The sequence below is a fragment of the Pseudidiomarina xizangensis genome (assembly GCF_052541995.1).
In genome coordinates this window covers 1,380,656-1,405,330 of record NZ_JBOBQA010000001.1, presented here as the reverse complement: position 1 = coordinate 1,405,330, position 24,675 = coordinate 1,380,656, and the positions used below count along the sequence as shown (strand labels likewise).

General features: G+C 48.5%; 19 protein-coding genes and 5 tRNA genes. All 24 read left to right on the top strand.

What is annotated here, in order from left to right:
- Positions 1-2: 2 nt before the first annotated feature.
- The 24 genes from mutL to rpsG all read left to right on the top strand — a co-directional run bounded on the left by mutL (position 3) and on the right by rpsG (position 24,668).
- Positions 3-1,700, top strand: coding sequence for a DNA mismatch repair endonuclease MutL (mutL, locus tag ACQ5ES_RS06790; protein ID WP_445015168.1), 1,698 nt, complete (start codon positions 3-5; stop codon positions 1,698-1,700).
- Positions 1,697-2,647, top strand: coding sequence for a tRNA (adenosine(37)-N6)-dimethylallyltransferase MiaA (miaA, locus tag ACQ5ES_RS06785; RefSeq protein ID WP_445015167.1), 951 nt, complete (start codon positions 1,697-1,699; stop codon positions 2,645-2,647). Before mutL ends, miaA begins: the two co-directional genes overlap by 4 nt.
- A 171-nt stretch (positions 2,648-2,818) precedes the next feature.
- The gene (hfq, locus tag ACQ5ES_RS06780; protein ID WP_034733993.1) at positions 2,819-3,073 is read left to right on the top strand and encodes an RNA chaperone Hfq; all 255 of its coding nucleotides are present in this window, start codon (positions 2,819-2,821) and stop codon (positions 3,071-3,073) included.
- 29 nt (positions 3,074-3,102) lie between these two features.
- Positions 3,103-4,398, top strand: coding sequence for a ribosome rescue GTPase HflX (hflX, locus tag ACQ5ES_RS06775; protein ID WP_445015166.1), 1,296 nt, complete (start codon positions 3,103-3,105; stop codon positions 4,396-4,398).
- 54 nt (positions 4,399-4,452) lie between these two features.
- Positions 4,453-5,637 carry an FtsH protease activity modulator HflK gene (hflK, locus tag ACQ5ES_RS06770; RefSeq protein WP_445015165.1) on the top strand — a complete coding sequence of 395 codons (1,185 nt, stop codon included), beginning with the start codon at positions 4,453-4,455 and terminating at the stop codon, positions 5,635-5,637.
- A 3-nt stretch (positions 5,638-5,640) separates the two neighbouring features.
- Positions 5,641-6,525, top strand: coding sequence for a protease modulator HflC (gene hflC / locus ACQ5ES_RS06765; RefSeq protein ID WP_445015164.1), 885 nt, complete (start codon positions 5,641-5,643; stop codon positions 6,523-6,525).
- 117 nt (positions 6,526-6,642) lie between these two features.
- Entirely contained in the window at positions 6,643-7,809 is a 1,167-nt protein-coding gene (locus tag ACQ5ES_RS06760; RefSeq protein ID WP_445015163.1) for an aminotransferase class V-fold PLP-dependent enzyme, read from the top strand.
- Between the two features lie 76 nt (positions 7,810-7,885).
- The gene (locus ACQ5ES_RS06755) at positions 7,886-9,184 is read left to right on the top strand and encodes an adenylosuccinate synthase (RefSeq protein WP_445015418.1); all 1,299 of its coding nucleotides are present in this window, start codon (positions 7,886-7,888) and stop codon (positions 9,182-9,184) included.
- 89 nt (positions 9,185-9,273) lie between these two features.
- Positions 9,274-9,349: transfer RNA gene (locus tag ACQ5ES_RS06750), tRNA-Thr, on the top strand.
- Between the two features lie 15 nt (positions 9,350-9,364).
- Positions 9,365-9,449: transfer RNA gene (locus ACQ5ES_RS06745), tRNA-Tyr, on the top strand.
- Between the two features lie 62 nt (positions 9,450-9,511).
- Positions 9,512-9,586 (top strand) — tRNA-Gly (locus ACQ5ES_RS06740).
- A 13-nt stretch (positions 9,587-9,599) separates the two neighbouring features.
- Positions 9,600-9,675: transfer RNA gene (locus tag ACQ5ES_RS06735), tRNA-Thr, on the top strand.
- Positions 9,676-9,772: 97 nt separating this feature from the next.
- Complete coding sequence (tuf, locus tag ACQ5ES_RS06730) at positions 9,773-10,957, top strand: elongation factor Tu (protein WP_445015151.1); 1,185 nt, start codon at positions 9,773-9,775, stop codon at positions 10,955-10,957.
- Between the two features lie 228 nt (positions 10,958-11,185).
- Positions 11,186-11,262, top strand: a tRNA-Trp gene (locus ACQ5ES_RS06725).
- A 97-nt stretch (positions 11,263-11,359) separates the two neighbouring features.
- The gene (gene secE / locus ACQ5ES_RS06720; RefSeq protein ID WP_445015162.1) at positions 11,360-11,740 is read left to right on the top strand and encodes a preprotein translocase subunit SecE; all 381 of its coding nucleotides are present in this window, start codon (positions 11,360-11,362) and stop codon (positions 11,738-11,740) included.
- Between the two features lie 3 nt (positions 11,741-11,743).
- A complete protein-coding gene (gene nusG, locus ACQ5ES_RS06715; protein WP_445015161.1) occupies positions 11,744-12,283 on the top strand; it encodes a transcription termination/antitermination protein NusG in 540 nt (179 codons plus the stop codon).
- A gap of 238 nt (positions 12,284-12,521) precedes the next feature.
- Entirely contained in the window at positions 12,522-12,953 is a 432-nt protein-coding gene (gene rplK / locus ACQ5ES_RS06710; RefSeq protein WP_445015160.1) for a 50S ribosomal protein L11, read from the top strand.
- Position 12,954: 1 nt separating this feature from the next.
- Positions 12,955-13,653 (top strand): 50S ribosomal protein L1, encoded by a 699-nt coding sequence (rplA, locus tag ACQ5ES_RS06705; protein ID WP_445015159.1) that lies wholly within the window; start codon positions 12,955-12,957, stop codon positions 13,651-13,653.
- A gap of 256 nt (positions 13,654-13,909) precedes the next feature.
- Entirely contained in the window at positions 13,910-14,428 is a 519-nt protein-coding gene (gene rplJ, locus ACQ5ES_RS06700; protein ID WP_445015158.1) for a 50S ribosomal protein L10, read from the top strand.
- A 53-nt stretch (positions 14,429-14,481) separates the two neighbouring features.
- On the top strand, positions 14,482-14,856 hold the full coding sequence (gene rplL / locus ACQ5ES_RS06695) for a 50S ribosomal protein L7/L12 (RefSeq protein WP_445015157.1): 375 nt from the start codon (positions 14,482-14,484) through the stop codon (positions 14,854-14,856).
- A gap of 215 nt (positions 14,857-15,071) precedes the next feature.
- Positions 15,072-19,100 carry a DNA-directed RNA polymerase subunit beta gene (gene rpoB, locus ACQ5ES_RS06690; protein ID WP_445015156.1) on the top strand — a complete coding sequence of 1,343 codons (4,029 nt, stop codon included), beginning with the start codon at positions 15,072-15,074 and terminating at the stop codon, positions 19,098-19,100.
- Between the two features lie 35 nt (positions 19,101-19,135).
- The gene (rpoC, locus tag ACQ5ES_RS06685; RefSeq protein ID WP_445015155.1) at positions 19,136-23,365 is read left to right on the top strand and encodes a DNA-directed RNA polymerase subunit beta'; all 4,230 of its coding nucleotides are present in this window, start codon (positions 19,136-19,138) and stop codon (positions 23,363-23,365) included.
- Between the two features lie 380 nt (positions 23,366-23,745).
- Positions 23,746-24,120 (top strand): 30S ribosomal protein S12, encoded by a 375-nt coding sequence (rpsL, locus tag ACQ5ES_RS06680; RefSeq protein WP_445015154.1) that lies wholly within the window; start codon positions 23,746-23,748, stop codon positions 24,118-24,120.
- 77 nt (positions 24,121-24,197) lie between these two features.
- On the top strand, positions 24,198-24,668 hold the full coding sequence (gene rpsG / locus ACQ5ES_RS06675; protein WP_445015153.1) for a 30S ribosomal protein S7: 471 nt from the start codon (positions 24,198-24,200) through the stop codon (positions 24,666-24,668).
- Positions 24,669-24,675: the final 7 nt, after the last annotated feature.

Here is a 24,675-nt window from a genome sequence, read left to right as displayed (position 1 = left end):
CCATGCCCATCCGTTTGTTACCTATTAGTTTGGCGAACCAAATCGCCGCCGGTGAAGTGATTGAACGGCCCTCATCAGTGGTAAAAGAGCTCGTTGAAAACAGCTTGGATGCTGGCGCGCTGCAGTTGGTGGTGGACATCGAAAAAGGCGGTCGTCGCCGCATCCGCATCCGTGATAATGGCAGCGGCGTCAGCAAAGACGAGCTACCACTGGCGTTGGCGCGCCATGCAACAAGTAAAATAGCATCGCTTAACGATCTGGAAGCCATTCAAAGCTTGGGATTTCGCGGTGAGGCGTTAGCGAGTATCAGCTCGGTGTCGCGCTTGACGCTCACCTCAAAACCAGCAGATCAGCAGCAGGCCTGGCGGGCCTGGGTTGAGGGACGAGATATGCAAGCAGATCTTGCGCCCGCAAGTCATCCCGATGGCACCACGGTGGACGTCGAAGATCTGTTTTTTAATACGCCAGCGCGGCGTAAGTTTTTACGCACAGATAAAACCGAGTTCAACCACATTGATGAAGTACTAAAGCGTATTGCGCTGAGCCGGTTCGATGTGCGGTTGACGTTGAACCATAACCAAAAACTGGTGCGGAATTATCCGGCGGTAACCGCAGAACATGCAGTAGAAAGGGTCGCACGGGTGATGGGCTCACAATTCACCGATCACGCAGTAGCGCTTGAGGTTGAGCATCTTGCCTTCCGCTTAAGGGGCTGGGTTGCACCGCCCCATGGCTGCCGTCATCAGGCCGACGGCCAGTATTTTTATGTGAATGGTCGCATGATGCGTGACCGCATGTTGAATCATGCGATTCGCCAAGCTTATGGCGATAGGTTGAACGATGAACGGGTACCAACCTACGTTCTCTATTTGGAACTGCCAGCAACAGATGTTGATGTTAACGTGCATCCAGCGAAACACGAAGTAAGGTTCCAGCAAGCTCGAGAGGTGCATGATTTTGTCTTGCAAAGCGTGCGCCAAGCGCTGCAGGCGAAGAGTTCGGCTACAGCGATGCCAAGTCATAGTTACCAGGCATCGACGAGCGACCTACAGCAACAAGTTGCCGAGCTACAACCACGCAATACACTGCCATTACCAGGTGTTATGGGGGGAAGCGGGGGCGCCAAGCCAATGCCTCCACCAGTATCGTCTGGCGAAGTGACAACTGCTGGAGAGTCGCCGTCGCCGATAGTGTTAACTGTTATTGATCAACGCATGGCATTGCTTAAGCATCGCGGCAGGTTGACGCTGCTGCACTTGCAGGCCATTGAGCAGGCGTATTTAGTAGCGCAACTGGAACGCCAGCACGCGACTGGATTGGCTGGACAACCATTACTTATTCCAGTCAAGTTGACCGACCAGGAAAGTCTGAAACGGCTACGTTCGATTGCAACAGAGCGACTTGCACGGTTGGGTATTTTGCTCAAACAAGAGGGGCGAACGGTAGTCGTCATGCAGGTTCCAAGCGCACTTCGGCACACGGATATCAATGTGAGCCTTGCCCGGGTGACGCGGGTGCTGAATGAACACACTGAACTACCGAGCGCATTCTGGCAATGGTTAGCACAGCAACAGCTCAGCACTAGCTACACGAAGATTCAGGCGGAACATTGGTTGGCTATTTGGCTGCAGCAGTTAGACGGAAATATGGACTATTGCTTACCCCTGGAATTACCGGAACTGCCGGAGCGGCTACGATGACAGAGCCTTATGTGATTTGTCTTTATGGGCCGACCGCCGCCGGAAAAACGGGGCTTGCTATTGAATTAAGTCAACGCCTTAATGCGGATATCGTTTCTGTCGATTCAGCACTAATTTATCGTGATATGGATATTGGTACGGCGAAGCCCACCGCGGCAGAACTCGCCAAGGCGCCACATCGGTTGATCAATATTTGCGACCCCGCCGAGCGTTACTCGGCCGCGCAGTTCGCTATTGATGCGCGGCGGGAAATCGAAGACATTCTTGCGACCGGACGCGTGCCACTGCTCGTCGGTGGCACCATGATGTACTTTAAAACCTTGCTGGAAGGTATGTCGGAATTACCTGAAGCGGATGCGCAAGTGCGTGCGCAGTTGACGGCTGAGCTGGAACAACATGGTAGCCCAGGGCTGCACAAAGAATTGCAGCGCGTCGATCCAGTCAGTGCCGCACGAATTCATCCGAATGATCCACAGCGGTTAGTTCGTGCACTAGAGGTTTATCGACTTTCCGGTAAGTCGTTAACGGAACTTAGCCAGACCAGATCAGGCGCTCTACCTTACCCAGTGGTGCAAGTGGCGGTCGCGCCGCATGAGCGAAAACTCCTGCATGATCGAATTGAATTGCGGTTCAGACAGATGTTGACCGAGGGATTTGTGGATGAGGTAAAGCAACTTCGTCAACGCGGTGATTTGCATCTTGACCTGCCGGCGCTGCGTTGTGTGGGCTATCGTCAGGTGTGGCAGTATCTTGACGGTGAGTGCGATGAAGCAACAATGGTGGATCGTGGAATTTTTGCAACGCGACAGTTAGCGAAACGACAGCTGACATGGTTGCGTAAATGGCCAGGGGTAAAATGGTTTGATAGTTTAGACGAAGAGCTATTTGCAAAGGTCTTGGACTATTGTGAGCAGGTGCCAGAAAACTTTACGCGATTCAAACCTTGAAAGAAGGTGATTTGGCCTTATAGTTAACGTGTAGAAGATCAATAACAACAAAAAAGCACATCTAGCACTGCTGGTAAATTGTACGTGTTAGACTATAGTTGAGCGGACTGGCACCTGTGGTCTGAAGTAAACTGCCGGACTCAAAACAATAAAAACAAAGGATGCAAACTAATGGCTAAAGGGCAAACATTACAAGACCCATTTTTGAACGCTTTGCGTCGGGAGCGCGTACCGGTTTCAATTTACTTGGTCAACGGCATTAAACTGCAGGGGCAGATCGAATCTTTCGACCAGTTCGTAATACTATTGAAAAATACTGTTAGCCAAATGGTTTATAAACACGCCATTTCAACTGTGGTACCCGCCCGGATTCCACAAAATTACCTCCCGCAACAAGAAGCGGGTAGTGAAGAGGCTATTGATTAATAAAAGATTCTTGAAGGAGCAGTGGTAGCTTGTTTGATAGATTTGAAAGCGGTGAACAGGCTATCCTGGTGCACGTTGATTTCCCAGTCGAGACTGACCGGGAAGACCTCCCTGAACTTAAATTACTGGTGTCGTCGGCGAGAGTAGAAACGCTGGCCGTGATTACTGCTGCACGTTCGACGCCAAGTTCGCGTTATTTTGTTGGCAGTGGTAAAGCTGAAGAGATAGCGGAGGCCGTTAAACTCTACAACGCCAACATTGTTATTTTTAATCACAGTTTATCACCGACGCAAGAGCGTAACTTAGAGAAACTGTGTCAATGCCGTGTACTTGACCGCACAGGCCTGATCCTTGATATATTTGCTCAGCGCGCTCGTACGCATGAAGGTAAGTTGCAGGTTGAACTGGCACAACTGCGCCACATTTCAACACGATTAGTGCGTGGTTGGACCCACTTGGAGCGACAAAAAGGTGGTATCGGTTTGCGCGGTCCGGGTGAAACACAGCTTGAGACTGACCGGCGGTTAATTCGTGGCCGTATTAAAAATATTTTAGGACGCCTTGAGAAGGTGCAAAAGCAACGCCAGCAGGGGCGTCGAGCGCGTCAGCGCGCCGAGATACCGACGGTATCGCTAGTGGGTTATACTAATGCTGGTAAATCGACCTTGTTTAACCGCGTTACAGAGTCCAAGGTTTATGCGGCGGATCAATTGTTCGCGACTCTGGATCCAACCCTTCGTAAAATTGAACTGGAAGATGTTGGTGTAGTTATTTTAGCCGATACGGTAGGCTTTATTCGCCATTTGCCACATGAACTTGTTGCGGCATTCAAGGCGACACTACAAGAGACGCAAGATGCAGATCTTTTGCTGCATGTTATCGATATAAGCGATGAACGCCAGCAAGAAAATGTGGAGCAGGTGACCGAAGTACTGGAAGAAATAGGTGCTGACGAAGTCCCGCAGTTGTTAATTTGTAATAAAATCGATCAGCTTGCAGATGGCAATGCGCGCATCGATTATGACGATAATGAACGACCGATTCGAGTATGGCTGTCAGCACAGACAGGCGACGGCATCGAGTTACTTGAACAAGCATTAGTGCAGCGCCTGCGACCTGAAATGGTTAATTTAGCGTTGCGCATACCGCCGTCAATGGGTAAGTTACGCGGGCGTTTATACGCTATGAATAGCGTGACCGATGAAGAATCCTGTGACGACGGAGTGATGGCATTAAAAATACGAATGTCAGCAGTCGATTGGCGCCGATTGTGTAAACAAGTTGCCGAAGAGTATGGCGATAGTTTGCAAGGCTTTGTAGAATAGGTACCAACGAGAACGTAATTACACCTTAAATTCGATCCAAATTTGGAGTAGTCAATGGCCTGGAATCAACCGGGAAACGGTAATAATAACGACCGTGATCCATGGAAAAATCAAGGTGGTCGCGACCAAGGTCCTCCTGACCTTGATGAAGCGGTCAAAAATTTATTAGGTAAACTTGGCTTTGGTGGCAAAGGCAAGAAAGGCGGTGGTAAATCGAGCGGTGGCGGTTTCCCAGGCAAAAGCGTCGGTATCATCGCGGTGCTTTTGGTTGTGGTATGGTTCATCGCTGGCTTCTACACGGTGAAAGAAGCAGAACGTGGAGTTGTGCTACGCTTTGGTAACTTTTACAACTTGGTCGAGTCAGGTCTTCATTGGCGTCCGATTTTTGTTGATAGTGTGGAAACCGTCGATGTTAGCAATATTCGCCAGTTCCAATCTGAAGGCTTCATGCTGACACAAGACGAAAATGTCGTGCATGTTGAGCTTGATGTTCAGTACCGAGTGATCAATCCGCGTGATTATTTGTTCGCAGTAGAAGACGCAGATCGCAGCTTGGCTCAAGCAACTGATAGCGCATTACGTTATGTCGTGGGTCATACCACCATGGACGAAGTGCTTACTGTTGGACGGGAAAATGTTCGAGCTAATACTTTAGAGCTGTTAGAGAACATTACTGCTCCATACCAACTCGGTATTCAAATTGTTGACATTAACCTGTTGCCAGCACGTCCGCCTGAGGCGGTGAAAGACGCATTTGACGATGCGATCGCTGCACAAGAGGATCAGCAACGCTTTATTCGTGAAGCCGAAGCCTATGCGCGTGAACGTGAGCCAACCGCTCGTGGTCAAGTGCGTCGTATTCTGCAGGAAGCGCAAGCTTATCGTGAGCAGCAAATCTTGAAGGCGCAGGGTGAAATCGCGCGGTTCAACGAATTACTGCCGCAGTATCAAGCTGCACCGCGGGTAACTCGAGAGCGTCTATATATCGAAACGGTCGAGAAAATCTACTCAGAAACCGCGAAGGTTATGCTTGATGTAGAAGGCAGTAATAACATGATGTATTTACCGCTAGATAAGATTCTTGAGAAGCAGCGCCGCAGCATGAGTACGAGCGGTATGGAAGCTGCCGATGGGCAAAGCCAGAATTCGACCTCGAATAGCGGTCAAAACAGCACTCAAGGCACGACAACAAACTCAACGGGCCGCACTAGCGACCGTTACAATGGAGGTCGGGGCTAAAACATGAAAAATTTAATTGCAGTATTAGTTATTATCGCCGCCTTGTTAGGGTTTTCATCATTATTTGTGGTGAAGGAAGGGCAACGTGCAATCGTTATCCAATTCGGTAAAGTTCAGCGTGAGGCAGACACTGGTATGCCATCGGTTTACCAACCAGGTTTGCATTTTAAGCTGCCTTTTATCGAGCAGGTTAAACGCTTAGATGCACGCTTTAAGACACTTGATGGTGATCCTGACCGCTTTATCACTAGCGAGAAAAAAGACCTTATCGTTGATACCTATGTGAAATGGCGTATCTCAGACTTTGCGACCTACTACCTGTCGACTAACGGTGGTAATCAAATGCAAGCTGAAGCGTTGCTTACGCGTCGGGTAAACAGTGGTTTGCGTGCTGAGTTTGGTAGTCGCACGATTAAGGAAATCGTATCTGGTGAGCGCGATAACCTGATGCGTGAAGCCTTGATCCGCGGTGCTGATAGCGCTCAGGAACTGGGTATTGAAGTTATCGACGTACGGGTAATGCAAATTAACTTGCCGGCCGAAGTCAGCCAATCAATCTTCCAGCGTATGCGTGCCGAACGTCAGGCGGTGGCGATGGAGCACCGTTCTGAAGGTCGTGAACAAGCTGAGTTTATTCGCGCGGATGTTGACGCTCGTGTGACGGTCATGCTGGCAGATGCGACACGTGAATCACGTGAACTTCGTGGTGAAGGTGATGCAGAAGCAGCTGGCATTTATGCTAAAGCGTATCAACAAGATCCCGAGTTCTTCTCGTTTATCCGTAGCTTGCAGGCTTATCAGAAAAGCTTCGAGCGTGGCAATGACGTGTTAGTGCTCGAGCCCGACAGCGACTTCTTCAAATACTTGAAGAGTATGTCAGGTAACTAAACAAAAAAGCCGGCTCGCGCCGGCTTTTTTTATAACCCCGCTATTCGCTGTTCGCTGTTCGTTGAAAACGTTATAGTGTTTATCAGACAGCTAACAGCGAATAGCGAACAACGTATTATGAGTTACAAAAAACATTATCAGCACTTTCTTAATCAGCATCCAGGCAAGTTGCACTGTGCGCCCCATAGTCACCACTATTGGCCTGATGTAACGCGGCAGGCACAGTTGGATTATTGGGACGACAGTGCGAAAGGTGTGGACCATAAATGGGATACCATTTTCGGCGAGCGTATTCCGGCGGTACAACAACACTTAGCTAAGCTACTCGACCATCCCGCGCCCGGGCAGTTCGTCTTCGCGCAGAATACCCATGAGCTGCTGTATCGCGTGATCAGTTGCTTTGATCCCCAACAGCCGTTGCGAATTTTAACCACCGATGGCGAGTTCCATAGCTTTTCACGCCAGGTGAGGCGCCTTGAAGAACGCACGAACGTTGTTGTTGAACGTATTGCATGTGAACCCTACGATGACTTTGCGTCACGTTGGGAAACCGCATTAAAAGCTCAGTCTTATGATTTAGTCTTTATTAGCCAAGTGTTTTTTAATTCAGGCATCGTGGCGCCGGCGGTGGATACCTGGCTAGGGCTAGTGCCAGAATCTACGGTGGTGATGATTGACGGTTATCATGGTTGCGGCGCGTTGCCGACCCGTTTGCGTGATATCGCCGATCGCGTTTTTTATGTCGCGGGGAGTTATAAATATTTACAGGCGGGTGAGGGCTGTTGCTTTATGACTGTGCCATGCAACTGCGATCTCCGTCCGGAGTACACTGGGTGGTTCGCTGATTTTGCCAATTTAACAAAACCGCAGCAGGGGCAAATTGACTACGCTGATGATGGCTTACGCTTTGCTGGTGCAACCATGGATTTCACTGCACTGTATCGACTGGAGACAGTTCTGGACTGGTGGCAACGCGATGCTATTACGGTTGAGAAAATGCATGGTTATGTGCAAAATTTGCAGCGCCGATTTTTGCAAGTTATTGACGAACTGAAGCATCCATTACTTCATCGCGGCGCGCTGTTAGCGCATAACTTAGCGCAACATGGACATTTCCTCACCTTTGAACTGGCAACGGCAGAGCAGGTCGTTCAGTTAGCGACGGCGTTGCGTGATGCTGGAGTCGAGACGGACTATCGAGGACGGCGCTTGCGCTTCGGCTTTGCGCTGTATCATGATGCAGACGATTACCAACAATTGAAAAAAGCCTTCGCTGTGCGCTGAACGGGCTACCGAAGGAGGCGAATTCCTGTTAAAATCGCCGCCTGTTTTTTCAACAGTAAAGCTGGTGACACGTATCATGGGTAAAAACGTCGTAATTCTCGGCACGCAATGGGGTGACGAAGGTAAAGGTAAGATCGTTGATTTACTTACCAACAAGGCTTCGTTAGCCGTTCGCTATCAAGGTGGCCACAATGCTGGTCATACCTTGGTGATCGATGGCGAAAAAACCGTTCTACATTTAATTCCATCGGCCATTTTGCGTGAGAATGTAAAGTGCGTAATTGGTAATGGCGTGGTGTTGTCGCCAGAAGCATTGATGGAAGAAATAGCGATGCTGGAAAAACGCAACGTACCAGTGCGTGAACGCTTATTGATCAGCGAAGCCTGCCCGCTTATTTTGCCGTATCACATTGCGCTTGACCAAGCTCGCGAAAAAGCTCGTGGTAACAAAGCTATAGGCACAACAGGCCGGGGCATTGGTCCTGCATACGAAGATAAAGTTGCACGTCGCGGTCTACGGGTAGGCGATTTGTTCAATTTTGCCCGCTTTGAAGAAAAATTACGTGAAGTTGTCGAGTTCCATAACTTTACCTTGACCAACTACTACAAAGTCGAGGCCGTCGACGTCGAACAGGTACTTGCGTATTGCAAAGAAGTGAGTCAGCAGCTGCAAGGTATGGTGGCAGATATTCCATCGTTACTTGATGATGCGCGTAAAGCCGGTGAAAATATTATGTTTGAGGGTGCACAGGGCACCCTGCTTGATATCGACCACGGGACCTACCCGTACGTAACCTCATCGAACACAACGGCCGGTGGCGTTTCCACAGGCGCCGGATTTGGTCCGCGTTATATCGATTATGTGTTGGGCATTGTCAAAGCTTACACGACCCGTGTAGGCAGTGGCCCGTTCCCTACGGAACTTGATTGCGAAGTAGGGCAACACTTAGGTGTTAAAGGTCATGAGTTTGGTGCTACCACTGGCCGCAAACGTCGTACCGGTTGGTTTGATGCTGTTGCGGCACGCCGTGCAGTGCAGTTGAACTCGGTAAGTGGTTTTTGTTTGACCAAACTGGATGTGCTCGATGGCTTAGAAGAATTGAAAATTTGTATTGGCTACAAACTCCCAGATGGTAGTATTACTGAGTATCCACCCATGGCAGCGGAAGATTACGATACGGTCGAACCGGTATACGAATCGATGCCAGGTTGGAATGACAGCACAGTAGGTATTACTGAGCACAAAGATTTACCGACAGCAGCGCTTGCATATATCAAGCGTATTGAAGCACTGACTGGTGTTCCTGTGGATATTATTTCAACAGGCCCAGACCGCACTGAAACGATTATTTTGCGCCATCCGTTCGCAAATTAACCAATCAGTTGCGGAATAGTAAAAAAATCGGCATTTCCTATTGCATCATCAAAATCGATACAATAGAATGCGCTCCACCTAACCGGGGTGCCGGCATAGCTCAGTTGGTAGAGCAACTGACTTGTAATCAGTAGGTCCCGAGTTCGACTCTTGGTGCCGGCACCAACTCAAAATTTGTTCGGAGGGGTTCCCGAGTGGCCAAAGGGATCAGACTGTAAATCTGACGGCTCAGCCTTCGCAGGTTCGAATCCTGCCCCCTCCACCAATTTGCATTTCTAAAGAATGCGGTGAGTCCCGAATGGTTTGAGGTGGCCCGATTCTAGGCATGCGGGTATCGTATAATGGCTATTACCTCAGCCTTCCAAGCTGATGATGTGGGTTCGATTCCCACTACCCGCTCCACATAATCTGTCGTGCTGATATAGCTCAGTTGGTAGAGCGCACCCTTGGTAAGGGTGAGGTCGGCGGTTCGAATCCGCCTATCAGCACCATTTCTTCGGTCCATCCCCTCAGGCATTCACTCGGTTGCGTAATTAATTTATTCTATTAGGTGTTTAACCACCGTACGTTGTCTAAAGAGAGGCTGTCATGTCAAAAGAAAAATTTGAACGTTCGAAACCGCATGTGAACGTCGGTACAATCGGCCACGTTGACCATGGTAAAACTACTCTGACTGCTGCCATTACAACAGTATTGGCAAAAACTTACGGTGGCGCCGCGAAAGACTTTGCAGCCATCGATAACGCGCCAGAAGAGAAAGCGCGTGGTATCACCATCTCAACGTCACACGTTGAGTATGATACGCCAGTGCGTCACTACGCACACGTTGACTGCCCAGGACACGCTGACTATGTGAAAAACATGATCACCGGTGCTGCGCAGATGGACGGCGCGATCTTGGTTGTAGCAGCGACCGATGGGCCAATGCCACAAACACGTGAGCACATCTTGTTGTCACGTCAAGTAGGCGTTCCATTCATCGTAGTCTTCATGAACAAATGTGACATGGTAGACGACGAAGAGCTGTTAGAGCTGGTTGAGATGGAAGTTCGTGAACTTCTTTCAGAATACGATTTCCCAGGTGACGACTTGCCAGTGATCCAAGGTTCAGCGCTGAAAGCGTTGGAAGGCGAAGAGCAGTGGGAAGCGAAGATCATCGAACTGGCAGAAGCGCTGGATTCTTACATTCCAGAGCCAGAGCGTGATATCGATAAGCCGTTCATCATGCCAATCGAAGACGTATTCTCAATCTCAGGCCGTGGTACGGTAGTCACCGGTCGTGTAGAGCGTGGTATCGTTCGCACGGGTGACGAAGTTGAAATCGTAGGTATCAAAGACACCACGAAGACTATCGTAACGGGTGTTGAGATGTTCCGTAAGTTGCTTGACGAAGGTCGTGCAGGTGAGAACATCGGCGCGTTGTTGCGTGGTACTAAGCGTGACGAAATCCAACGTGGTCAGGTATTGGCGAAGCCAGGTTCAATCACTCCGCACACCAAGTTCGAAGCGGAAGTTTACGTATTGAACAAAGAAGAAGGTGGCCGTCATACGCCATTCTTCAAAGGCTACCGTCCACAGTTCTACTTCCGTACCACTGACGTAACTGGTGCAGTACAGTTGCCAGAAGGCGTAGAAATGGTCATGCCAGGCGACAACCTGAAGTTTGTTGTTGAGCTGATCCACCCAATCGCGATGGACGAAGGTTTACGCTTCGCAATCCGTGAAGGTGGCCGTACAGTCGGCGCCGGCGTAGTATCGAAAATCATCGATTAATACGCTGGGTAGCCCGTAGTTTTACTACGGGTCCAGTTTGAAAAGGGAGCTTCGGCTCCCTTTTTTAATGGGCAAAGCAAAGAGCGCTGTTGGCTATTCGCTGTTGGTTGTTGGTTTAAAGCCGAGACAAGAGACAAACATCGCTGTTGTTTTATATCACTCTTGTTTTACAGCGCTTGATCGGTATAATACAGCGTCCATTTTCCGATGAACAAATCGGGGAATTTTAGGGGTGTAGTTCCAATTGGTAGAACAGCGGTCTCCAAAACCGACGGTTGGGGGTTCGAATCCCTCCACCCCTGCCAACATTTGGCTGTTTGCTATTCGCTATTTGCTGTTAGTTTAAACCAACAGCGAACAGCAAACAGCAAACATCAGTTTTTATTAATTTAGGATTGAATAATGAGTGCAACTTCCGAAACGCAAAGCAGTTCTTTCGATAGCATCAAGTGGATTGTCGCTATCGCGCTTTTGGCTGCAGCTGTGCTGGGCAACTACTATTATGGCGAAACAGTTTCTGTATTGTATCGTGCGATTGCGGTTGTCTTGTTAGTTGCGGTAGCCGGTATTGTCGCGGGCATGACTGGTAAAGGTCGTCGTTTCCGTAGCTTCGCAAAAGAAAGTCGCACCGAAGTACGCCGTGTTGTATGGCCAAGTCGCCAGGAAGCCACTCAAACCACCATCATCGTGGTCATCGCAACAGCGGTCGTAGCATTGATTCTATGGGGTATGGATGCCATTCTAGTACGTGTTGTTGGCTTTTTCACCGGACTGGAGTTTTAAATAATGAGCGATAAAAAACGCTGGTACGTTGTGCAAGCATTTTCTGGTTACGAAGGTCGCGTCGCGACTTCGTTACGCGAGTACATCAAAATGCACGGCATGGAAGAGAAGTTTGGTGAAGTGCTGGTACCAACCGAAGAAGTGGTTGAAATGAAAGCTGGTCAGCGCCGCAAGAGCGAGCGCAAATTCTTCCCTGGCTACGTATTGGTCGAAATGATCATGGACGAAGAAACTTGGCACCTGGTGAAAAGCATTCCACGCGTACTCGGCTTCATTGGCGGTAAACAAGATCGCCCAGCAGCCATCTCGCAAAAAGAAGCCGATGCTATTCTGAACCGCTTGCAAGAGTCGGTTGACAAGCCAAGGCCGAAAACCTTATTTGAACCGGGTGAAGTAGTGCGTGTCAACGATGGGCCATTCGCGGATTTCAACGGTACGGTAGAAAGCGTTGATTACGAAAAGAGCCGCTTAACTGTGTCGGTATCAATTTTCGGCCGCGCGACTCCAGTAGAACTCGAGTTCGCCCAAGTCGAAAAAGCCTAGACCCCCAAGAGCGCTGTTAGCTATTTGCTATTCGCTGTTTGTTGAATGGCAAGATAAATAACGAACATCGCTCTTGCTGTTATGTATTGCATTAGGGTGCGAATACAGCTATACTTCGCGTCCTTTTTTCCGTAGGGGAGCCGTTTGAGTAAGTCACCCCTTGGTTTTCGAAATCAGTTGCTGATAGCGGAAATTGAAGACTTACAAGGCGTTAGACCCAAACCAAGAGGTAAAGAACATGGCTAAAAAAGTAAGTGCTATCATCAAGCTGCAAGTTGCAGCTGGTGCAGCTAACCCGTCGCCTCCTGTTGGTCCAGCACTTGGTCAACACGGTGTGAACATCATGGAATTCTGTAAAGCGTTCAACGCGGCAACTGACCAGCTTGAAAAAGGCGCGCCAGTTCCTGTTGAAATTACAGTATTTGAAGATCGTTCTTTCACGTTTATCACTAAGACACCTCCAGCGGCCTTCTTGTTGAAGAAAGCAGCAGGTATCAAGAGTGGTTCAGGTCGTCCTAATACTGAGAAAGTGGGTACAGTTACCCGTGCTCAGCTAGAAGATATTGCCAAGGTAAAAGAGCCAGACTTAACAGCGGCTGACCTTGATGCAGCAGTACGTACTATCGCCGGCTCTGCTCGTGCGATGGGCCTGAATGTGGAGGGTCTGTAAGATGGCTAAATTAAGCAAGCGCGCTCGCCTAATTGCTGAAAAAGTTGAAGCTCGTGATTATGAAATCAACGAAGCGATCAGCCTATTGAAAGAATTAGGAACTGCAAAATTCAAAGAAAGCGTTGATGTTTCAGTAAACCTCGGCATCGACGCTCGTAAATCCGACCAAAACGTACGTGGTGCAACTGTACTGCCAAACGGTACTGGTCGTGATGTTCGCGTCGCAGTGTTTACTAGCGGCGCAAACGTAGAAAAAGCTAAAGCAGCTGGTGCGGATCTAGTGGGTATGGAAGATCTTGCTGAGCTAGTAAAGAAAGGCGAAATGAACTTTGATGTTGTTGTCGCCTCACCTGATGCAATGCGTGTTGTTGGCCAATTAGGTCAAATCTTAGGCCCACGTGGCCTGATGCCAAACCCGAAAACGGGCACGGTAACACCTGACGTTGCAACTGCCGTACAAAACGCGAAAGCGGGTCAGATTCGTTATCGTAACGATAAAGCGGGTATCATCCATGCGACTATCGGTAAAGTTGATTTTGATAACGACAAACTGAAAGAAAACTTAGAATCGTTATTGGCTGCGTTGAAGAAAGCAAAACCTTCTTCAGCAAAAGGTCAGTACATTAAGAAAATAAGCTTGTCGACGACTATGGGCGCTGGCGTTGCCATTGACCAAGGTTCGTTGGATAACAGCAAGTAAAGGTTTGTGGGTTGGGGTCGCCACTTCAGTGTAATAGCTAAGTGAATGTGGCTCCCGTCCAAGACCGCAGGTGTCTCGCGGTAGTTTCTGAGAAGAAACGATAGCGACACTTAATTTCCTGCGCAGATGGTGTAATCCGGCTCAGACTCTCTGGGTAAGAGATTCACCGTGACAACGTGGTAGATGCAATTCCGGTCTACCAATTTGTAACGATAGTCCGCGGCTTTGCCAAGGACTAAAAGAAGAGGTGATGTCAGTGGCACTAGGTTTAGCAGCAAAAAAAGCAATCGTTAAAGAAGTTAGCGAAGTTGCTTCAAACGCTCTATCCGTCGCTGTTGCTGAGTATCGCGGAATGGAAGTTGCGGACATGACCGTCCTGCGCCGTCAAGCTCGTGAACAAGGTGTATATCTGAAGGTTATTCGGAATACTCTTGCGAAACGTGCTTTTGAAGGTACGCAGTTTGCGGACATGGACGAAGTACTTAAGGGCCCACTTGTTTACGGCTTTTCTTTGGATGCACCAGGCGCTTCAGCGCGTCTTTTCAAAGATTTCAGCAAAAACAATAAGCACCTGAAAGTGACTGCACTACATATCGGTAACGGTGTGATGGGTGCAGACAAGCTTGATGCAGTTGCATCACTTCCGACGCGTGACGAAGCATTGGCGAAATTGCTAGCCACCTTCAAAGCACCTGTTAGTAAGTTCGTTCGTACAGTTAACGAAGTGCCTACTAAGTTTGTGCGTGTGTTGGCGGCAATTAAAGACGCTAAATAGAAGCGGTTTAATTAACCAATTTTTTGTAATTTTTAACCCAGGAGTTTAGAGTTATGGCTCTTACTAAAGATGATATTTTGAATGCAATCGCTGAAATGCCAGTTATGGAACTGGTTGAGTTGATTGAAGCTGCAGAAGAAAAATTCGGCGTTGACGCATCTGCTGCTGTTGCAGTAGCTGCTGGTCCAGCTGCCGCAACTGAAGCTGCAGAAGAGCAAACTGAATTTGACGTAGTGTTGAAAGCAGCTGGTTCAAACAAAGTTAGCGCTATCAAAGCAGTTCGTAGCGCAACTGGTCTTGGCCTGAAAGAAGCGAAAGCTATGGTTGAGTCTGCACCTGTTGCCGTTAAAGAAGGCATCAGCAAAGACGACGCTGAAGCACTGAAGAAGCAGCTTGAAGAAGCTGGTGCAGAAGTTGAAGTTAAGTAAGCAACTGCATAGAAAAAACTTGGCCGTTTAGGCCTGGGCCTGGTGACTTTTTGAGTCACCAGGCTTTTTGCGCTGTTAAGCATGTATCATTTTTGCCCGTTATTGGGATACATGCTCGCGGTGACAAAAACGGGAACGACAAGCCGTAACAAGCTTGTTTTTAACCATCGACTCCCCGGTGGTTAGGGTCATCAATCAGCTAGCTGAGGAACCCCATGGCGTACTCCTACTCTGAGAAAAAACGTATTCGCAAGGATTTTGGTAAGCGGCCTCATGTACTTGAAGTGCCTTACCTGCTGTCAATCCAATTAGATTCATTTAAAAAATTCATTGAGCTGGATCCAGAAGGCAACAACGGTCTGGAAGCAGCTTTTAGCTCAGTATTCCCTATTACCGCTTATTCAGGTAATTCGGAATTACAATATGTGAGCTATCGTCTTGGTGAACCGGTGTTTGACGTTCAAGAATGTCAAATTCGGGGTATCACCTATTCTGCTCCTTTGCGAGTAAAACTGCGTTTGGTTCTTTATGATAAAGAAGCAGCCGCAGGAACCGTTAAAGATATGCGCGAGCAAGAAGTGTACATGGGTGAAATTCCACTCATGACCGAGAATGGTACTTTTGTAATTAACGGTACCGAGCGCGTTATCGTTTCTCAGTTACACCGTTCGCCGGGCGTGTTCTTTGACCATGACAAGGGTAAAACCCATTCGTCAGGCAAAGTACTCTACAACGCACGTGTAATTCCTTACCGTGGTTCGTGGTTAGATTTTGAATTTGACCCGAAAGACAACGTATTCGTGCGTATTGACCGCCGTCGTAAATTACCGGCGTCGATCATTTTGCGTGCCTTGGAATACAGTACTGAAGAGATCCTTGAGATGTTCTTCGATACCACGTACTTCCAGTTCCGTGGTAAGAAAGTATTTATGCAGTTAGTGCCAGAGCGTTTGCGTGGCGAGACTGCGAAGTTTGATATTAAAAACGACGATGGCGAAGTGATCGTTGATAAAGGGCGTCGTATTACTGCACGTCATATCAAACAGATCGAAAGCTTGAATCAGCCAGAAATGGAAGTTCCATTAGAATACCTGGTTGGCAAAGTGCTAGCAAAAGGATACGTCAATAAGAAGACCGGCGAAGTTGTAGCTGAGGCTAATGCAGAGTTGACCCTTGAATTATTGGCCGAGTTACGTGAAGCAGGCTTCAAGAAATTTGAAACCTTGTTCGTGAACGACCTCGATCATGGCCCGTACATGAGCGAAACTTTGCGTATCGATCCAAGCAGCAATCGTATGGAAGCTTTGGTCGAAATCTATCGGATGATGCGCCCAGGCGAGCCACCGACAAAAGAAGCGGCGGAATCATTGTTCGAGAATTTGTTCTTCAATGAAGACCGTTATGACTTGTCAGCGGTCGGTCGCATGAAGTTCAATCGTCGTTTGAGTCGTGATGACTTGACGGGTTCGGGTACCCTAGCCAAAGAAGACATCGTTGAAGTCATGCGTAAGCTGATTGAAATTCGTAACGGTATCGATGAAGTGGATGATATTGATCACTTGGGTAACCGTCGTATTCGTTCAGTTGGCGAAATGGCTGAAAACCAATTCCGTGTTGGTCTGGTGCGTGTGGAGCGTGCAGTTAAAGAACGTCTAAGTCTAGGCGATCTCGATGCGATAATGCCGCAAGACTTGATCAACGCGAAACCGATCAGTGCCGCGGTGAAAGAGTTCTTTGGCTCGAGCCAGTTGTCGCAGTTTATGGACCAAAACAACCCGTTGTCAGAAGTTACGCATAAACGTCGTATTTCTGCCTTAGGTCCGGGTGGTTTGACCCGTGAACGTGCCGGCTTCGAAGTCCGTGACGTTCACCCAACGCACTATGGTCGTGTTTGTCCGATCGAGACCCCTGAAGGTCCGAACATCGGTTTGATTAACTCGTTATCTACCTTTGCACGTACCAATGAGTATGGTTTCCTTGAGACTCCTTACCGTCGGATCGACAATGGCGTAGTGACTGACGACGTTGATTACTTATCAGCGATCGAAGAAGGTCAATACGTGATTGCTCAGGCAAACGTGGTGTTGAACGACAACGGAGAATTGGTTGATGACTTGGTTCCTTGTCGTCACAAGAACGAATTCACCTTAATGTCAAAAGAACAAGTTCAATATATGGACGTCGCGCCACAACAGATCGTATCGATCGCGGCGAGCTTGATTCCATTCCTTGAACACGATGATGCTAACCGAGCCTTGATGGGTTCGAACATGCAACGCCAAGCCGTACCAACGCTGCGTGCTGACAAGCCGCTAGTAGGTACAGGTATTGAGCGCACCGTGGCCGTTGACTCAGGTGTAACTGTAGTCGCGAAACGTGGTGGTGTGGTCGATAAAGTCGATGCGAGTCGCATTGTGGTAAAAGTTAACGAAGAAGAGATGGTGCCCGGTGAAGCCGGCATCGATATCTATAACCTTGTTAAGTACACCCGTTCGAACCAGAACACTTGCATTAACCAAACCCCAACAGTCAATGTTGGTGAGCCAGTTATGCGTGGTGACGTTCTGGGCGATGGTCCGTCAACGGACATGGGTGAACTGGCATTAGGTCAGAACTTGCGCGTCGCATTTATGCCGTGGAATGGTTACAACTTCGAGGATTCAATCTTGATCTCGGAGCGAGTGGTAGAAGAAGACCGCTTAACCACCATTCATATTCAAGAACTGAACTGTGTTGCTCGTGATACCAAACTGGGTGCGGAAGAGATCTCTTCGGATATTCCAAACGTCGGTGAATCAGCACTGAACAAACTTGATGAGTCAGGGGTTGTTTACGTCGGTGCTGAAGTTAACGGTGGCGATATTCTGGTCGGTAAAGTTACGCCAAAAGGTGAAACCCAACTGACACCAGAAGAGAAACTGTTGCGAGCTATTTTTGGTGAGAAAGCGTCGGACGTAAAAGACAGTTCACTACGGGTGCCAAATGGTGTCACGGGTACTGTCATCGACGTGCAAGTTTTCACGCGTGATGGCGTTGAGAAAGATAAACGCGCACTTGATATCGAAAGCATGCAGTTGGAACAGGTCAAAAAAGACTTAACCGACGAATTCAAGATTCTTGAGCGTGGTATCTACGAGCGTGCCCGTAGCCTGTTGCTGGCCAACGGTTTTGATGAATCAAAACTTGCCGGCCTTGAACAAAGCAAATGGTTGACGCAGAACTTGAAGAAAGAAGACGCACAGTTACAGCTTGAGCAAATTGCTCAACAGTACGAAGAACTGCGCACTGATTTTGATAACAAGTTTGAAAACAAGCGTCGTAAGATCACTCAAGGTGATGACCTCGCGCCAGGCGTTTTGAAGATTGTTAAGGTTTACCTCGCGGTTCGCCGTCGCATTCAGCCAGGCGATAAGCTTGCTGGTCGTCACGGTAACAAAGGTGTTATTTCAACCATCCAACCGGTTGAAGATATGCCTTACGACGCTGATGGTAATCCGGTCGATATCGTACTTAACCCGTTGGGCGTACCGTCGCGTATGAACATCGGTCAGATCCTTGAAACCCACTTAGGTTTTGCGGCTCGCGGTATCGGTACCAAGATCGAAAAAATGATGAAGCAGCAGGCGAAAGTAGCTGAAATGCGTGAGTTCTTACAAAAGGTCTATGACCTTGGTTCGACACGCCAAGACGTGGATATCAGCGAGTTTAGCGATGACGAAGTTATGCGTCTTGCGACCAACCTGAAGAAAGGTCTACCGACGGCTACGCCAGTATTTGATGGTGCTGTAGAAAGTGAAATTAAAGAACTCCTGAAACTGGGTGATTTGCCAGAGTCTGGCCAAATTACCTTGTATGACGGACGTACTGGTGAACGCTTTGAGCGTGATGTAACCGTCGGTTACATGTACATGTTGAAACTTAACCACTTGGTTGATGACAAGATGCACGCACGTTCTACCGGTTCGTACAGCTTGGTTACCCAACAGCCGTTGGGTGGTAAAGCGCAGTTCGGTGGCCAGCGCTTCGGTGAGATGGAAGTTTGGGCATTGGAAGCATACGGTGCTGCGTACACCTTGCAAGAAATGTTGACGGTGAAGTCGGACGACGTAAACGGTCGTACGAAGATGTACAAAAATATCGTCGATAACGACTTGCGAATGGAAGCAGGTATGCCGGAGTCCTTCAACGTATTGCTGAAGGAAATCCGCTCACTCGGTATCAACATTGAGTTGGACCAAGACTGAGACCACACCGGACGCTAATTGCCAGGAGATAAATCGTGAAAGACTTATTAAAGTTTTTAAAACCGTTAAACCAGACTGAAGAGTTCGATGCGATTCGCATCGGACTTGCTTCTCCGGACATGATCCGTAGCTGGTCTTTCGGTGAAGTGAAAAAGCCAGAAACGATCAACTATCGTACGTTCAAGCCTGAACGCGATGGTTTGTTCTGTGCGCGCATTTTTGGCCCGGTAAAAGACTATGAGTGTTTGTGCGGTAAGTACAAACGCTTGAAGCACCGTGGCGTAATCTGTGAGAAGTGTGGCGTTGAAGTCACACTGACTAAGGTTCGTCGTGAGCGCATGGGTCACATCGAATTAGCTAGCCCAGTTGCGCACATCTGGTTCTTGAAATCATTACCAAGCCGTATCGGCTTGATGCTAGATATGACCTTGCGTGATATCGAGCGGGTATTGTATTTCGAATCTTATGTCGTTACCGAAGGCGGGATGACTACGCTTGAGCGTGGCCAGATCCTCACTGAAGATGAGTATCTTGACTCGCTAGAAGAAAATGGCGACGAATTCGAAGCCAAAATGGGTGCCGAAGCGGTACTCAGCTTGTTGAAGCATATTGATATCGAAGCCGATATCAAAACCTTGCGTGAAGAGTTACCTGAAACCAATTCAGAAACCAAGCGGAAGAAAATCAGCAAACGTTTGAAGTTGCTCGAATCATTCCACAACTCTGGTAACAAGCCTGAGTGGATGATTTTGAAAGTGCTGCCGGTATTGCCACCAGACTTACGTCCGTTGGTACCACTTGATGGTGGCCGCTTTGCAACCTCAGATTTGAACGATTTGTATCGCCGTGTCATCAACCGTAACAACCGTTTGAAGCGTTTGTTGGACTTGGCGGCACCAGACATCATCGTGCGCAATGAAAAGCGTATGCTGCAAGAAGCTGTGGATGCACTGCTAGATAACGGTCGTCGCGGTCGTGCAATTACTGGCACCAACAAGCGTCCATTGAAGTCACTTGCAGATATGATCAAAGGTAAGCAAGGTCGTTTCCGTCAAAACCTATTGGGTAAACGTGTCGACTACTCAGGCCGTTCAGTAATCACTGTTGGTCCTAAGTTACGTTTGCACCAGTGTGGTCTACCGAAGAAAATGGCGTTGGAATTGTTCAAGCCATTTATCTACGGCAAGCTTGAAGGACGTGGTTTAGCGACCACCATTAAAGCTGCGAAGAAAATGGTAGAGCGCGAAATCCCAGAAGTATGGGACGTGCTTGACGAAGTGATCAAAGAGCACCCTGTGATGCTAAACCGTGCACCAACTTTGCACCGTTTGGGTATCCAGGCGTTCGAACCAGTACTGATCGAAGGTAAAGCGATTCAGTTGCACCCATTGGTGTGTGCGGCTTACAACGCCGACTTCGATGGTGACCAAATGGCCGTTCACCTGCCGTTGACTCTAGAAGCACAGCTGGAAGCGCGGGCGTTGATGATGTCAACGAACAACATTTTGTCACCTGCTAGTGGTGAACCCATTATAGTACCTTCACAGGACGTGGTCTTGGGCCTCTACTATATGACGCGCGAAAAAGTTAATGCCAAAGGCGAAGGCATGATCTTCAAAAACGCTAAGGAAGCTGAAAAAGCTTACCGGACCGGCGCAGCTGAACTGCATGCGCGGGTGAAAGTGCGTTTAGATGAAGTGCTGATCAGCGAAGAAGGCGAGCGTAGCGATTTGACGACGATTTATGACACTACTGTTGGTCGTGCCATTTTGTCGTTAATCCTGCCAGAAGGTATGCCTTTTGAGATGATTAACCAGTCCATGGGTAAGAAGCAGATCGGTCGCTTGTTGAACCGTTCTTACCGTGACATTGGTTTGAAGCCTACAGTTATTTTCGCCGACCAAATCATGTACACCGGTTTCCATTACGCAATGATTGCTGGTGCATCCGTTGGCATTGATGACATGGTTATCCCTGCTGCGAAGAAAGTGATTATCGACTCAGCGGAAGAAGAAGTTGCTGAAATCCAAGAACAGTTTGAACAGGGCTTGGTAACAGCAGGCGAGAAATACAACAAAGTTATCGATATCTGGTCGACCGCGAACGAAAAAGTTTCGAAGGCAATGATGGAAAACTTGTCGAAAGAAACAGTTATTAACGCGCAAGGCGAAGAAGAAGAGCAAGACTCGTTTAACTCGGTTTACATGATGGCTGATTCAGGCGCTCGTGGTAGCCCTGCTCAGATTCGTCAGTTGGCGGGTATGCGTGGTCTGATGGCGAAGCCGGATGGCTCCATCATCGAAACGCCAATTACGGCAAACTTCCGTGAAGGTTTGAACGTACTTCAGTACTTCATCTCAACGCACGGTGCGCGTAAAGGTTTGGCGGATACGGCATTGAAAACAGCGAACTCAGGTTACCTGACACGCCGTTTGGTTGATGTTGCGCAAGACGTCGTTATCGTTCAGGAAGACTGTGGTACCCACGATGGCCTCTTCATCAAACCTTTGATTGAAGGCGGTGATATCGTTGAGCCATTGCGTGAGCGCGTACTTGGCCGCGTTGTCTGTGATGACGTGTTAGAGCCGGGTAGCAACGAAGTCTTGATTCCACGTAACACCTTACTCGACGAGAAAATGTGTGACGTGTTAGAACAACACTCGATTGATGAAGTTAAAGTACGCTCGGTGATTACCTGTGATACGGACTTCGGCGTTTGTGCAAACTGTTACGGTCGTGACTTGGCACGTGGTCACTTGGTTAACCAAGGTGAAGCAGTCGGTGTTATCGCTGCACAGTCTATCGGTGAACCGGGTACCCAGCTGACCATGCGTACCTTCCACATCGGTGGTGCGGCATCGCGTGATTCTGCAGCCAACAACATCCAGGTGAAAAACAAAGGTACGTTGAAGTTACATAACGCTAAGTTTGTTACTAACAGCGACGATCATATTGTTATCACTTCGCGTTCAACAGAAATGACGTTGATTGACGAGTTTGGTCGTGAACGCGAGCGTTACAAAGTGCCTTATGGTGCAGTTCTCACGAAGAACGAAGGCGACAGCGTTGAAGCTGGCGAAATCGTTGCTAACTGGGATCCGCACACGCATCCAATCGTTACCGAGGTAGCGGGTCGTCTGAAATTTGTTGATTTGATTGATGGTGTCACTATGACCCGTCAAACTGACGAATTGACCGGCCTCTCAAGTATCGTTGTGTTGGAAACAGGACAACGTACGAGTGCCGGTAAAGACATGCGTCCAATGGTTAAACTGGTCGATGCCAAAGGTAAAGATGTCAACATCGCTGACACGGATATGCCAGCACAGTACTTCTTACCAGGTAACGCGATCATTAACCTTGAAGATAATGCTGAGGTGAAAGTCGGTGATACCGTCGCGCGAATTCCACAAGAAGGATCGAAGACGCGGGACATCACCGGTGGTTTACCACGGGTTGCCGACTTGTTCGAAGCACGTCGTCCGAAAGAGCCTGCTATTTTGGCAGAGGTCACAGGTACGGTGAGCTTTGGTAAAGAGACCAAAGGTAAACGTCGTCTACTGATCTTGCCACACGATGGTGATCAGTATGAAGAGATGATTCCTAAGCATCGCCAGCTGAACATCTTCGAAGGTGAATCGGTAACCAAAGGTGAAGTTATCGCCGATGGTCCAGAGGCGCCGCATGATATCTTGCGTCTACGTGGCGTCAGCGCCCTAGCGAACTATATCGTGAATGAGGTTCAGGAAGTTTATCGTTTACAAGGTGTTAAGATTAACGATAAGCACATCGAGACGATCGTACGTCAGATGTTGCGTAAAGCGATTATCTTAAACCCAGGTGAGACGGAACTGCTTGAAGGCGAAATGATGGAACTGTCAGACGTGCTTGCGGCCAACGCGAAAGCTGAAGCTGACGGCAAGCTGCCAGCGACTTATGAACGTCAATTGCTGGGTATCACCAAGGCTTCATTGTCGACCGAGTCGTTTATTTCAGCAGCGTCGTTCCAGGAAACGACACGCGTACTGACCGAGGCTGCCGTACAAGGCAAGCAGGATCCATTACGTGGTCTGAAGGAAAACGTTATCGTGGGTCGCTTGATTCCTGCCGGTACCGGCTTTGCTTACCATCGCGAACGTGCGCGTAAGCGTATGGAAGCTCTTGGCCAAGTTGATGCGCCGAAATTGACCGCAGAAGAAGCTGAACAGCAACTTGCTGATGCACTTAACTTCGGTAATGAAGAGAGCGGTAATAAAGCAGAATAAGCGTAAGCACATGCTTTGAGTAAAAGGCCAGTCGCTAGGCGACTGGCCTTTTTTATTGAGCGAGCACTAGCTTTTTGTGGCATAATAGACGGACCGCAGGATTCTTGAGCTTTGTCGGATTTTATCTAAAAGATTTGCGCGCGGTCGTAGTGTTGAATAATCAGCCGATCGATATTAATCCTCATACGAAACGCTTACTTACTCGTCCGACAGGCGAAAATTAAGGCAGCGCTGCTGCCGGCAATTGTCGCTTTTCCTTGACAGTCCAATTATTGACCATTAAAATTCGGCCTCCCCATATTTAGGGCATTTAGCCCGTGGTGTGAGGAAACTTGGATTTTCACCCTGTTGAGCGACATCAACAAAATCAGGAGTAATGAATGGCAACAGTTAATCAGCTGGTGCGCAATGGTCGTCAAAAGCCGGTTGTTAAAAGCAACGTTCCGGCGCTTGAGGCTTGCCCACAAAAACGCGGTGTATGTACCCGTGTTTATACAACCACCCCGAAAAAGCCAAACTCAGCGCTACGTAAAGTATGCCGTGTGCGTTTGACGAACGGTTACGAAGTATCTTCGTACATCGGTGGTGAAGGTCACAACCTGCAAGAGCACTCTGTCGTATTGATTCGCGGCGGCCGTGTAAAAGACTTGCCAGGTGTTCGTTATCACACAGTGCGCGGTGCGCTTGACTGTGCCGGCGTAAACGATCGGCGTCAAGGCCGTTCGAAATATGGCGCGAAGCGGCCGAAGTCTTAACGGTTCTCCGTTAGTAAGGCCAAACACTGTAATTTTTATGTTTTGGGGAAACCCTGAATTAATCGGAGAATATTAAGATGCCTAGAAGACGCGTCATTGGTCAACGTAAAATCCTGCCGGATCCTAAGTTCGGATCAGAGTTGTTGGCTAAATTTATCAATGTCGTCATGGTTGACGGCAAAAAATCTGTCGCAGAACATATTATCTATGGTGCTTTAGATATCATGGCTGAAAAGTCTAGTAAAGAGCACTTAGAAGTATTTGAAACAGCATTGGACAACGTACGTCCTACAGTTGAGGTTAAGTCGCGCCGCGTTGGTGGTTCAACTTACCAGGTTCCTGTAGAAGTTCGTCCGGTGCGTCGTAATGCACTGGCTATGCGCTGGTTAGTTGATGCTGCGCGTACTCGGGGTGAAAAATCCATGTCTCAGCGCCTGGCAGGTGAAATGCTAGACGCATCTGAAAATAAAGGCTCTGCTGTGAAGAAGCGTGAAGACGTCCACCGTATGGCCGAAGCGAACAAAGCGTTCGCCCACTATCGCTGGTAAATTCACA

What these genes read in the sequence shown, in the direction of transcription:
- mutL (WP_445015168.1), top strand. Translation starts at nt 3, where the DNA reads ATGCCCATCCGTTTGTTACCTATTAGTTTGGCGAACCAAATCGCCGCC.
- miaA (WP_445015167.1), top strand. Translation starts at nt 1,697, where the DNA reads ATGACAGAGCCTTATGTGATTTGTCTTTATGGGCCGACCGCCGCCGGA.
- hfq (WP_034733993.1), top strand. Translation starts at nt 2,819, where the DNA reads ATGGCTAAAGGGCAAACATTACAAGACCCATTTTTGAACGCTTTGCGT.
- hflK (WP_445015165.1), top strand. Translation starts at nt 4,453, where the DNA reads ATGGCCTGGAATCAACCGGGAAACGGTAATAATAACGACCGTGATCCA.
- hflC (WP_445015164.1), top strand. Translation starts at nt 5,641, where the DNA reads ATGAAAAATTTAATTGCAGTATTAGTTATTATCGCCGCCTTGTTAGGG.
- ACQ5ES_RS06760 (WP_445015163.1), top strand. Translation starts at nt 6,643, where the DNA reads ATGAGTTACAAAAAACATTATCAGCACTTTCTTAATCAGCATCCAGGC.
- ACQ5ES_RS06755 (WP_445015418.1), top strand. Translation starts at nt 7,886, where the DNA reads ATGGGTAAAAACGTCGTAATTCTCGGCACGCAATGGGGTGACGAAGGT.
- tuf (WP_445015151.1), top strand. Translation starts at nt 9,773, where the DNA reads ATGTCAAAAGAAAAATTTGAACGTTCGAAACCGCATGTGAACGTCGGT.
- secE (WP_445015162.1), top strand. Translation starts at nt 11,360, where the DNA reads ATGAGTGCAACTTCCGAAACGCAAAGCAGTTCTTTCGATAGCATCAAG.
- nusG (WP_445015161.1), top strand. Translation starts at nt 11,744, where the DNA reads ATGAGCGATAAAAAACGCTGGTACGTTGTGCAAGCATTTTCTGGTTAC.
- rplK (WP_445015160.1), top strand. Translation starts at nt 12,522, where the DNA reads ATGGCTAAAAAAGTAAGTGCTATCATCAAGCTGCAAGTTGCAGCTGGT.
- rplA (WP_445015159.1), top strand. Translation starts at nt 12,955, where the DNA reads ATGGCTAAATTAAGCAAGCGCGCTCGCCTAATTGCTGAAAAAGTTGAA.
- rplL (WP_445015157.1), top strand. Translation starts at nt 14,482, where the DNA reads ATGGCTCTTACTAAAGATGATATTTTGAATGCAATCGCTGAAATGCCA.
- rpoB (WP_445015156.1), top strand. Translation starts at nt 15,072, where the DNA reads ATGGCGTACTCCTACTCTGAGAAAAAACGTATTCGCAAGGATTTTGGT.
- rpsL (WP_445015154.1), top strand. Translation starts at nt 23,746, where the DNA reads ATGGCAACAGTTAATCAGCTGGTGCGCAATGGTCGTCAAAAGCCGGTT.
- rpsG (WP_445015153.1), top strand. Translation starts at nt 24,198, where the DNA reads ATGCCTAGAAGACGCGTCATTGGTCAACGTAAAATCCTGCCGGATCCT.